This is a genomic window from Sulfurovum sp. (assembly GCF_041551015.1).
Taxonomy (GTDB): domain Bacteria; phylum Campylobacterota; class Campylobacteria; order Campylobacterales; family Sulfurovaceae; genus Sulfurovum.
Genome location: NZ_JBFENQ010000079.1, coordinates 1 through 8,252, shown reverse-complemented (window position 1 = coordinate 8,252; position 8,252 = coordinate 1). Strand labels below are relative to the sequence as shown.

Sequence of the window (8,252 nt, the reverse complement as noted above, 5' to 3'; positions counted from 1 at the left end):
AGAGAAAAACGTAATCAGGGACGTAAAAAACGTGTCTTTGAACTTCGTGATGAAGCAAAGAAAAATCCTACTCTTATTCGGAAGATGATGGTAGAACTTGAACGTGAGAAAAAACACTTTAACCGTGATGAAGGTGTCTCAAGAAAAAAGATGCTTTTTGAACTGGAAAACATGTCCTACTCTGTCCCAGGTAAAAAACTCATCGAAAATCTCACTACACGTATCTTGCAAAAAGACAAGATAGCCATCGTAGGTATCAATGGTGCGGGTAAATCTACCCTTCTAAAGCTTATGCTTGGACGTATAAAACCCCAGAGTGGTGTCATCAAACAAGGAGACTTTTCCATAGGTTATTTTGACCAACATCGTGAAATGCTTGACAACAACAAAACGCTTATTGAAACTTTTTGTCCTGATGGGGGAGACCATATAGAAGTACAAGGTGTGAATCTTCACGTCTATGGGTACCTTAAATCTTTTCTTTTCCCCAAAGAATTTTTAGATAAAAAGGTTGGTATGCTCTCAGGTGGAGAGAAAAACCGTGTGGCACTTGCACTTCTTTTAGCCAAAAAAGTAGATTGCCTCATCTTAGATGAACCTACCAATGATCTAGATATTCAAACCATTAATATCTTAGAAGAGAAACTTATCAACTTCCCAGGAGCCATACTCTTTGTCTCACATGACCGCTACTTCATAGACAAAATAGCCTCTAAACTCTTTATCTTTAAAGGGAATGGTGTGGTTGAAGAGTCTTATCAGACCTATACAGAGTATCTGGAAATAGAAAAAGAGATGAAAGAGCTTAATGCTCTGGAAAAAGAGATCAAAACATCTGTGAAAAAAGAGGTACCCGCAAGTGAAAAGAAACAGACAAAACTAAGCTATAAAGAGCAAAAAGATTATGATACATTACCTGATGAGATCGAAGAGCTGGAAAAAAGGATAGATGCTATTAATGCATGTTTACAAAACCCGGAGTGTTATCAGGAAAAAGGTCTCACTGTACTTAGTGATGAATTGTCAAAACTTGAAAGTACCTATGAAGAGAAAAGTGACAGGTATCTGGAAGTTTTGGAGATCTTTGAGTCTCTGTAGTTACCAGTATACAACAACATTACGTCTTCCCCAACGCAACGCTTTTCTTCTGTCAAGTCCCATATAGATATCGATACGTTTTTTATAGCGTTTATTCATTTTATCGCGTACTGTATAATAACCAGGCAAACCACCTATACGTACTTTTGTTCCATTACGCATTCCATATCTGGTTAGCATATCTCTAGAAACTGCTATTATCTGCATACCAGGACGCAGACGGTTATTCCATGCTGCCAAGAAAGGTGTACTGTCTGTTTGAGCTGCATGTGAAGTATATGCAGTCGCCGTTACACGAAGCTCTTTCTTTGTTTTTATCTGTGCTAAGATATGAGGAAGTGGGAGTTTTATGATTTCATCTATGCGTATGGTTGCATTACGTTTAATACCATTAAACTTCATTAATGCATTAGGTTCAAGCTTAAACTTTTTAGCAATAGAAATAAGCGTATCTCCTTCCTCAATTATATATTTAGCAGAAGTGACTGCATCAATCATCTTTTGTTCAAAAGGAAGCTTTAATTTTTGACCTACACGCAGTGTAGATTTAGTTGTAAGCCTATTAAGTTTTGCAAGTACTTTTGTTTTTAAGCCAAATTTCTTTGCAATTTTACTAAGGGCATCTCCTCTTTCAACAATGTATTTTCCATAGATAATTTTAGGTTTTTCAGGTGCTGTTTGCTCTAGCGGTTCTCTTTTTATAAGTCGTGGAACTTCACAAACCTCTGTCTTTTCATCAATTACTGATTTAGCGACAGGCTCTTTTGTTTTCGTGACCTTTTTTATAGGTATTCTTGTACTTCCTTTAAAACGGACACTCTCTTCAACTTTTGCATATTTTTCTATCATGTCCTCAACTGAAACTACTTTTACAAAACTCGTTTTTTCAGGAGCAGGAAAAGTTTTTTCTCTGATTAGTTTTTGTCTATCTAAATCAAACATAATTTCTTTGGCTTTAAGAAATTTACCTCCATATGGATTACACTCTGTTCTACCACCTGTTACAACCCTGCAATCTATGATCGATTTTGCACTGGCTGTTTCTATACATAAAAATGATAATAAATAAAGTGTAAAATGATTTCTGGACATTACGTTATGCGCTAAACTATAAAAAGTTTAACATCTCTCCTTTTATAGCTTCTTTTACAACTACAACCGAATGGATAATAGGTTTATCAAATAGACCATGTATCATAGGTGGCACAGTCACACCTGCATTTTCACTCACCCATTTTAATGCCTCTACATCATTTTTTACTTCATGACCCAATGATTTTGAAACAGACGGACTGAATTTTGTCCATTCAGCAGTTGAGTAAACCACTGTTTTGAGATTTTTTTCTCTTAAAGTTTTGTAGGCTCTCATACATGTTGCTGTATGTGGATCCATGATATACCCTTTTTTTGCATATTCACCTACAACAGCTTCACACTCTTCATCATCTGAGAAAGAAGCATCAAAATCTTCACGTAACAATGCAAGTTCATTTGCAGTCAACTGATACTTGCCATCATTAGCCAATGCTTCCATAAGTTCTTTGGTACGTGCTGCACCAAATTTGTCGAACATGATACGCTCAACATTTGAACTTTTCAAGATATCCATAGCAGGTGATTCAGTTTGTATAAGTGTACGTGTCGTAAGATCATACGTCCCCTTAGTGATCCAATCTGTCAAAATATTGTTTATATTTGATGAGATAAGAATCTTTTCAATAGGAAGTCCTGCTTTTTTTGCATAGTAGGCACCTAATGCATTACCAAAATTACCACTAGGGACAACCAGATAGATCTTTTCACCCATTTGAATGTTCTCTTTCCGTACTAGCTCCAAGTATGAATGTATATGGTAAATAATTTGAAAGATAATACGTCCAAAGTTTACAGAGTTGGCTGCAGAAAGTTTGATATTTCTCTCTTCCAATTCTGCTTTAAAGTCTTCAGAGGCGAGTAAGTCTTTGAGTGTATTTTGAGTATCATCAAAATTACCTTCAACACCAATGACTTTAAGGTTTGAAGCATCTTCAGTGACCATTTGAAGTCTTTGAACATCTGATGTTCCACCTTCTGGGTAAAGACAAGCTACTTGGACACCCTCTTGATTTTTAAATGTTTCCAATGTAGCAGGACCGGTATCTCCACTTGTCGCGGCCATGATAAGATAATGCTCACCTCTTTTTTGTGCCAGTTTACTTAACACATATCCAAAAGGTTGCAGTGCCATATCTTTAAAGGCTCTGGTTGGTCCATGATAAAGTTCGGAAACAAAGCAGTCATCTTCTATTTGAGAAAGCGGCACAGGATTGGAAGGATCGTCAAAAGCATCATATCTTTTTAACGCTTCTTCCAATATTTCTGTTTCAATATCTATACCAAATTTTTCTAAAAAGTCTAATGCCAATGTTTTATAATGGCTAGAGAGATGTCCTTCTAAAAATTCTCTATCTAAAGTTGGGAGTTCTTTGGGTACATATAACCCGCCAAAACTAGCACTTGGGCTGAGTATCGCTTCTGAAAATGGTACAGATGAAGGTTTCTGTCCGTCATTTCCCCGTGTCTCAATAAATTGCATCTATATTATCCTACTGTTTATATTAATGATAATTATAGCTAAATAAGCTAAGGGTTATAAGAATTAAGGGAGGAATATGATTTGAAGTAAACTTAAGTATCTAGTGCCTATCTACCCTACAATTATAGGAGAAGAATGTTTTTTAGGGAAAAGAATGTCAACTAATACAAATTATAGAAGCAAACAGAACACTAAAATACTCAGGTAATAGAAGAAATGAAACTTTCTAAAAAGATAGATGAGTTTATATCTCTATTGGTAGTCTGGCGATCTACGTGAGACCCATGACTTTCCGTACCCACCTCGCGATGAACTTGGCTTTTTCAATACAGTATAACCGTATGAAAGGATTATAGCATAGTTATTGCATATAAAGAACTTAAAAATTTTAAAATTATTTTAAAATTTACAATTTTATGACTTTTTTATGACTTTTATATGCATTACAAAGGTTAAATCTAGTGGGTATCTATTTTTAACATATAAAATTTTGTTGCTCTACTGTGACTGTCACTCCCACCAGCTGCAATCATACTTCCATCATCCATACGTGCAATTGCATTCATTGTGTCCTTACCTCTGCCTCCATATACATGAGACCAGATAAGTTTTCCTGATTTATCAAGTGCGATCATATAGACACTGTGATCACCCTTCCCTAAAGTATTTGTACCTCCGGCAACCATCACTGCTCCATCAACTGTACTAGCCACTGCATTTCCGTATTCGTAATATTTAAACCCATAAATTTTATGCCATACTATGTTACCGTCTGTGTCTAATTTCATCACTGACATATCTGTTTGTGCACTTTTATAAGAACGAGTTGAACCTGTCGCCACAATACCGCCATCAGCTGTAGCTGTCACAGCATTTAAACGGTCTACTTGGTCTTCTCCATAGGTTTTAGCCCAGATTTTCTTTCCATTTTGATCCAGTTTCATCACAAAAAAGTCTGTATCTCCCGAACGTACAGGTTCACGGTATCCTACAAGCATCATATTGCCGTCTGCTGTACGTGTCAGTGCCTGTGCACTATCTTCTTTTTCTCCACCGATCACATGAGATGAGATCATTTTCCCATCTCGATCAAGTTTAGCAATATAGACATCTTTATATCCATTACCAAATGAATTACTGTCACCTGCAATAAGCAAACCGCCGTCATCTGTTCTCGCTATACCACCTGCAAACTCATCGCGATCACCTCCAAGACTTTGTTCCCATATCACTTTACCCTCAAGAGATATTTTTGCAACATAAAGATCTCTGTCATAATTTTTAGCAAAGGATTTGGAACTACCAAGTACTATTAGGCTACCGTCAAGTGCACGAATTATAGCTTTACCATCATCTTCTTTTTTACCACCAAGCAATATACGCCATAATGTCTCACCCTTGGCATTTATACGTGCCACACAGATATCTGTACGTTGTGCTCCAAATGATTTACATGTACCAACTAGCGCACTCTCACCATTTTCAAGTGCTACGATACCATTTGCAATATCTCCATCATCTCCACCATACGTCTTTTCCCATACTGCATGGTATGTATCTTTTTTAACTGCCTCTTTTGCCTCTGTCACGGAGAAAATAAATAAGGTTGAAAAGAAAAAAGTAAATGATTTTTTTAACATAGTTAACACCTTTTATAGTTCTATACAAGTTCCTACACCCGAACTTGTCAAAATTTCCAGAAGTAATGAATGCTCCACACGACCATCAATAATGTGTGCTTTTTTTACTCCTCCACGTAATGCTTCTATACAAGCATCCACTTTAGGTACCATGCCACCCTGTATTGTTCCGTCTGCTTTTAGGGCTTCTGTTTTTTCTATACTTAAGGTGGTAAGAAGTTCCATATTTTTATCCAATACCCCTGGTGTATCTGTCAAAAAAAGTACCTTTCTTGCTTTTAGAGCTACAGCTATTTTACTTGCAGCGAGGTCAGCATTGATATTAAATCCAGGATGTCCCATAGTACTGCTGCCTGCAATAGGAGCGATGACAGGTATCGCGCCATCATCTATGATATTATTTACAATTTCCGGGTTGATATGTTCTATGATCCCTGTATATCCAAAGTTTTCAAAATCTTTAGGGATACCCTTTAAGAAACCACCATCTTTCCCCGAAATTCCAATCGCTTTAGACCCGTGATTATCAAGTAAAGAGACGATCTCTTTATTGATCTCACCGCTCAGTACCATTTCTGCAATACGCATAACTTCTCTGGTGGTCACACGCTGACCATCAACAAATTTCGTTTCTACACCGAGATCAGCAAGCAAGTCTGTAATGCTTTTACCACCGCCATGTACGATGATCGGTTTCATTCCTACAAGATGCAGAAGTACAATATCCTGAGCAAACTGCTCTTTAAGTGCATCACTTGTTTGAGCAGAACCTCCATACTTGATCACTATTTTTTCATTGGCAAACTTTTTAATAAACGGTAAAGCATCAAGCAGTGTCTTTACAACATCGATCTTATTATTCATTGTGGGTATCCCTTTATATATTCATCTACTTGAGTGAAAATGGTCTCTTTTATCTCTAATTTTAACTTCATTTCCGAGATAGGTAACTTAAAACCTTGCATTTTCACTGCATCTTTCTCAGTTACAAGAAGACTCTGAGCTTTGCTCTCCGACAGATGTATTTTCAAGGTTTCTTCTTCAAAATAGGCATGGTCTTCCAAATAAACTTTTTTCACTACCCCTTCTGGAAGGTAACTGTCAAGTCTACCTGGATTTGAAATGGCCGTTACCAACAACATTTTGGATGTAAGGTTTTCAAACTCCACTTGACGATTAAATGCTTCTCCTTCCTTAGCCACTATGTCCGCATACTTTTGATTAAACCAAAATTCTCTGAATGCACCTGCGGGAAAAGGCAAATAATTTTTGATCTGTGCAGGTTCAAGCACAATTTCAAATTTTTCTATCTCAACACGGTTAAACCCATCATCCAAGATAATACACTTTGCACCTTTTCCCTTGGCTAAAACTATAGCAAGTTCTCGATCTTCACTGACTATCACACTGGCCCCAGGTAATGACTGTGCCATCAACATAGGTTCATCTCCACTCTGTGTCACATCGACAAGTAGCTCTCCCTTGGAACTGACCTCAATCAGACCTTTACTTTTACGACCATATCCACGAGAGATGATAACTACTCCTTCGAGTCGTTTGGCAAGTGCTATGACAAAAGGCGTTTTACCACTCCCCCCAGCAATCAGATTTCCTACAGAAATGATAGGTATACCAAAATCTTTTTGAGAAGTGACCATCCTGCGTACAGACATTATAATGCCATAAATGAGCGAAAAGGGAAAAAGAAGTGATATCAGAGGGTAATGATACCACTTAGGTGCAAAGAACATCTCTTCAAAAAAGAGTCTCATGAACACTCCTTTGCACCCAGTTTTTTTATCTCAGAGCAAGAAAAACCTGCCTCTTTTCTTGCTTCCACATTTACATGCGGACGGTGTTTTGAGAGTAACTGATAACGTTCCAGTATTTCAAAATAGACTTGTTCTTCTGTACCCTCTTTATGTCCCTCTTCTTTACAAAGAAACTTAAACCATTTATCACCCTTATGCACATGGTCTATCTCTTCATCATAAATGATATGCAGTGCATCAATAAGTTTTTTCACCTGAAGATTTTTACGTTTGTTATCCAATTTTTTAATGATCTGAGGACTGACATCAAGTCCTGATGCCTCATAATAACGCGGGATGATCGCCATACGATCCAGAATATTCTTCGCTGTATGTTTTGCTGCGTCAAAAAGTCCACAATGCACAGGAAAATCCCCATATTTATATCCAAGTTCTGTCAGTATGCTCTGAAGCATTTTAAAGTGACGTATCTCATCACTGGCCACTTCAAGCCAATCTATCTTGTACTCACTGGGCATATCAGGGTAACGATACACTGCATCCAGTGCCAAATCTATAGCAGAATACTCTATATGGGCAATGGCATGTACCAATGTAGCCAAACCCTCTTTACTTTCAAAGTCTTTTCGTGCGGGTAACTCTCTGGGATCTACAATGTGACATTTAGAAGCATATGAAGGTTTTGAAAATAACAGAGGCGTAAAATCATCATCACACCTTATTTCATTTTGGATACAATACTCCAAACACTGAGCGGTCAACTCTTCTTTCATAAGAATATCATCACTGATAATAGCACGTTCTAAAAGACTAAATATATTCATAGGAGAATTATATCATGCAAATCAAAATACAACCTATGGGAGTTTACCAAACCAACTGTTACATTGCTACAGTTGATGGAAAAGACTTCATTATAGACCCTGGTATGGGTGCGACACAATGGGTCCTTGACAATGTTACAAATCCTGTTGCTATACTCAACACTCATGGACACTTTGATCATGTATGGTCAAATGCAGAGGTCCAAGAGAAACTAAAGCTCCCTATCTATTGTCCTAAAGGTGACGTTTTTATGCTAACAGATGATCCGTTAAATCAGGGTACACCTCCAAGTGAACCTGACTTTATTATAGTAGGTGATGAAGAACTAAACATAGAAGGTGT

The 8,252-nt window shown here is 37.3% G+C and carries 8 protein-coding genes and 1 riboswitch; of the genes, 2 read left to right on the top strand and 6 right to left on the bottom strand.

Going from position 1 to position 8,252, the window contains the following annotated elements; all coding sequences use genetic code 11:
• Positions 1-1,098 (top strand): ATP-binding cassette domain-containing protein (locus ABZC96_RS06365; protein WP_373029875.1); only part of this gene is annotated, 1,098 nt, incomplete at its 5' end.
• On the opposite strand, the gene ABZC96_RS06360 is transcribed toward ABZC96_RS06365, so the two are convergent.
• From ABZC96_RS06360 to ABZC96_RS06335, 6 genes are all read right to left on the bottom strand, one after another.
• Positions 1,099-2,190, bottom strand: a complete 1,092-nt coding sequence (locus ABZC96_RS06360) for a LysM peptidoglycan-binding domain-containing protein (RefSeq protein WP_373029873.1) — start codon at positions 2,188-2,190, stop codon at positions 1,099-1,101. It lies immediately after the preceding gene.
• Between the two features lie 16 nt (positions 2,191-2,206).
• Positions 2,207-3,673 (bottom strand): threonine synthase, encoded by a 1,467-nt coding sequence (thrC, locus tag ABZC96_RS06355; RefSeq protein WP_373029872.1) that lies wholly within the window; start codon positions 3,671-3,673, stop codon positions 2,207-2,209.
• Between the two features lie 254 nt (positions 3,674-3,927).
• A riboswitch (cyclic di-GMP riboswitch) is annotated at positions 3,928-4,002 on the bottom strand.
• Positions 4,003-4,131: 129 nt separating this feature from the next.
• Positions 4,132-5,313, bottom strand: a complete 1,182-nt coding sequence (locus ABZC96_RS06350; RefSeq protein WP_373029870.1) for a hypothetical protein — start codon at positions 5,311-5,313, stop codon at positions 4,132-4,134.
• Positions 5,314-5,325: 12 nt separating this feature from the next.
• Positions 5,326-6,177 carry an acetylglutamate kinase gene (argB, locus tag ABZC96_RS06345; protein ID WP_373029869.1) on the bottom strand — a complete coding sequence of 284 codons (852 nt, stop codon included), beginning with the start codon at positions 6,175-6,177 and terminating at the stop codon, positions 5,326-5,328.
• A complete protein-coding gene (locus tag ABZC96_RS06340; protein ID WP_373029868.1) occupies positions 6,174-7,085 on the bottom strand; it encodes a tetraacyldisaccharide 4'-kinase in 912 nt (303 codons plus the stop codon). The genes argB and ABZC96_RS06340 overlap by 4 nt, the downstream gene beginning before the upstream one ends.
• Positions 7,082-7,909, bottom strand: a complete 828-nt coding sequence (locus tag ABZC96_RS06335; protein ID WP_373029867.1) for a ferritin-like domain-containing protein — start codon at positions 7,907-7,909, stop codon at positions 7,082-7,084. Before ABZC96_RS06335 ends, ABZC96_RS06340 begins: the two co-directional genes overlap by 4 nt.
• A 14-nt stretch (positions 7,910-7,923) precedes the next feature.
• Here ABZC96_RS06335 and ABZC96_RS06330 point away from each other — a divergent pair.
• Positions 7,924-8,252 (top strand): MBL fold metallo-hydrolase (locus ABZC96_RS06330; protein ID WP_373029866.1); only part of this gene is annotated, 329 nt, incomplete at its 3' end.